At 69.9% G+C, this 3,755-nt stretch carries 1 protein-coding gene; it reads left to right on the forward strand.

Features of this window, described 5'->3' with window-relative positions; translation table 11 throughout:
- A partial coding sequence (locus tag ACI2L1_RS44980; protein ID WP_404745273.1) for a hypothetical protein occupies positions 1–3,755 on the forward strand: 3,755 nt, incomplete at both ends.

Consider the following 3,755-nt stretch of genomic DNA (forward strand, 5'->3'; position numbering starts at 1 on the left):
GGTGGGCGTCCGGTGTTGTTCGAGGTGGTGGACGCCTCGGCCCGTGATGTGTCGTTCCTGTCGGCCAATCCGGCGCGTGGTGGGGCGTTGTTCGCGCAGCGGGCGGATCTGCGGGTGGTGGAACGGAGCCGGCTGCAGGACAAGGCGGGGCGTGCGTATGAGCACATCCGGCTGACGGAGACCGCCCCCGTCCCCCAGACGATGAGGTCCGCGGCCCCCTTCGCCTTCCCGGCCGCCAACCAGTGGAACTCGCCCTCCGCACCCGAGGCCGTGCCCGGGCTCGAGTCGCAGGTCCCGTCCGAGGATCGGAACGACGACCCCGCCGATGGCCCGGCAGCGCTTGCTCCCCGTTTCCCGGAGTACTACGGCACAGACGAGTGGCGCCGGCTCAGCGAGGAGTACGAGAAGGCCGTCGGAAAGGTGCTGGCCGCCGACCCTAGGGTGATCCTGGAGGCCCGCAGGGCGGTCATCGCTCTGAACAACTACCTGGTCGCGTCGAATCACTACCCGGACGGCGTGGGAGCCGCCTTCCTGAGGCCGGAGAAGACCCGCGATTTCCCCTCCCCTGAAGCCGCGGTCCAGCAGCTGGTCGCACGTTCGAACACAAATGTCCGGCTGGACCAGCTCATGGCCGCGTTCGAGGACGCCGCCTACTTGAGCCCGTCCGGAATCTCGCTCAGTGCCCTGTGGCGGGATCGTCCGGAGCTGAACACCAAAAACCTGTCCTCGGAGCCGCCCACTTCCGAAACGCACAGCGCGTCCTTCCTGCAGGAGGCACGTGAGCGCGGCCTGCGGATGACACAGGAACGTGCGACGGCCGTGGAGCGGCTGCTCAGAGTCCATGGCATGCTCGAGATCCCTGACGGCGACGCGCTGCGGTTCCGCGAGGCGCTGCTGGGCTGGCTGCTGCCGTCCGGCAGGCACTCGCTGGCGGAGGTCCTCGCCGCCGCCCAGGAGGCGGACGTGCGCGACAGCGTTGAGCCCGACGTCTCCCGCGTCGACGGGGCCCGGCTGCACGGCTGGGTCAACGGCGTCCTGGCCCCCCTGGCGAGGCTGCGCTCAGATGCGTCCATAAGGGGTCGCCTGGACTCCGACACGGCTCGCCGCCTCAGGCCGCCGCACCACGAAATCTACTTTTCGTCGACGGTCGTGGCCTTCAGGAGGGTAACGAGCACGTTCCCGCAGGTCATGGACTTGCTCAACCTGATCCGGGGGGCGGGACCGGCCACCAGGCCGGACGGTCTGTCGTTCGAGGCAAGCGACGAGTGGCGGCACCGGCGTAGGTCGCTGGCGGAATGGCTGCGCCGTCACCAGGACATCAAACTTCTGTGGGACAACCTGGACCCCGCCTACGCCATGGCGGTCTACCTGGTCAGCGGCGTGGACGCGCGGCTGATCGAGGAGCTGGACAGCACGGAGAGCGGAGAGCCGCTGAGCCAGGAGGCACGCTCGCTGCTCACGGCCGCGGCGGCGGCCGGACACTCGCAGTTTCCGCTGCTGTTCCTGCGGAATGCGGCTTCCTCTGGCCGGGATGGCAGCCACATTTTGCCTATTGAGAAATGGTCTCGTGTTCCGGAGCGGCGGCGGGCTGACTCTTGGGGCCAGGACCTGCGCTACGAACTGGGCCTCCATAGTGAGTTGGCGGCTGAGGCGCTGGAGATGCTGCCTCCTGTCGATACCCGGGTCTACTGGACCAGTGTCGTACCGGGTCCGGCGGCGGGCGGTGTTGTGCCCGAGGTGGGAACCGAGTTCGAATGGTCCCGGTTCCATCGTGCGACCACCAGTGCGGAAGCCGCGCTGGGCGAGCTCCGCGGGCTTGCCGGGGGTGAAGGCCGGCCGGTGATGTGGAGCGTGGAGCGCGCCACGGCACGTGATATCTCTCCGCTGTCGAGGACTCCGCAGCTCCGCACGGTGCTCTATCCGTCCCGGACCGACTTCCGGGTGGAGTCGGCAGGCCCGTTCCACGACGTGGTGACCGGCCGCACCTTCATGCGGGTCGAGCTCAGCGAACTGCCCGCCGATCAGCCGGTCGAGCTGAGCGAGTTGCCCGCCGATCAGCCGATCGAGCCCTGGGACCAGCCGATCGTCACCCGGGACATCACCTCAGGGGGCCGGTGGGCCGGCGTGGCGAGCTTCGATGCCCGGTACTGGGCATACGAGGGGAAGGGGGTTCAGCGCACGCGTGAGATCGCTACCTGGACGCCCGTGAAGGCCAACTACGAGGCCGTCAGAGGAGAGCGGCCGCGACTGCTGAACTGGGACGGCCACTGGTTCGTTGCCGCCGCGCACGGCTCTCCGCAGTCCGTGAGCGTGGTGTCGCGTTACGGCCCGCGGAAGATCACCGGCGCCGAGTGGGGCCGACACCTGGGGGCGCTCTTGGACCGCGGCGGGCTGCCCGCGGACACCCGGATCTTCCTCTCCTCCTGTCAGGCGGGGGCGGAGGTGCCCGGCGGGGATTCGGTTGGGCAGCAGGTCGCCGACTGGACCGGACGCCCGACCACGGCCCCGACCACGGAGATCCTTGTGACCCCGTGGCGGGGACAGCCGTACATGGGGCTGGCTGTGGAAGCGGGGCAGGGAATGCCCCGCCTGGTCGAGTTCACTCCGCGGGACCGGACCCGGGCCGCCACCGCACGCCCCGGGGATCCCGGCTCCTCCGAGTACGCCGACAGCTTCCATGCCTTCTACGACCATCCAAGCTGGGAACCGCTCAGCCGCGAGTACGAGCGGCGCCTCGGCGAGCACATGGCCGCGGACCCTGCTGTGCAGCGAGCCGCCCGGCACCTCGTGGCCGTGCTGGGCCGCAAGTACCAGACGGACCAGCGTGTGCTGGAGGTGCTGCGGCGGAACACCGCCGCCGACGGCACCTCCGATCACGCGACCGACCACGGGGTGTGGGGTCGGCTGGATGTGGTCGCCGAGGCCGCGCGCCACTACGGGACGCCCGTGCCCACCTCGTCGAGCGGCCCCGGTTGGCGGTGGACACTGCGCGGCGGCCACGGTTTCCCGCTCATGAACAACCGCACCGATGTGGCGATGCGGCTGCTGGAGACTTACCGGGACCTGGCCCCCGCCCGGACGCTGCCCGCCGCCAGGGCGGCGCTCATCGCCTGGCTGCTCTCCCAGGGGAAGGACAGCCTGTACGAGATCCTCGCCGACTCGCACAAGGCTGCGCGGTTCCCCGCGGCGGAGCGCGTCGTCCTCCTCCAGGACGCGGCTCATATGTACGCCTGGGCCGACACAGCGCTCGCGGGGCGTTCCGGCCACGAGACGCCTTATCAGACGCTGTACACGGAACGGCATCGGTGGCTCATCCCCGACTTGGCACGGGACATGGCCGTTCGCAGTGAGGCGTTGGCCGAGTGGGAACGGCGTCACCCGGGTGCCAGGGTCTTGGATCTGCTGACCTCTCGCGGGCACCTCATCGCGCTGAATCTGTTGAGTGGTGCGGCGGACCGGCGTCTGCTGACGGTCGCGGCAAGCGGCGGACCGGCCGAGCGAGTCCGAAACGCTCTGCGGGACGAGGCCCGGGCCGTCGTGCGCGAAGCGGTGGAGAACGCGCACGCCGACGGCGCGTCGGGCTTCCCGCGCACGCTGCTGCGCGATGACGCCTTCCGTGACCTGGCAGACAGTGTTCAGCGGATACCGGCCACTTCGCCAGACTTCCACGCCCGGCGGGCGGTCGCTCTCAACCGCATGCTGGTCCGGATGGACGCGGGGCTGCTCGACGAGTTGTTCGCCCAGGCTCCGGAGCA

The organism is Streptomyces sp. NPDC019531 (genome assembly GCF_044903305.1).
GTDB lineage: Bacteria > Actinomycetota > Actinomycetes > Streptomycetales > Streptomycetaceae > Streptomyces.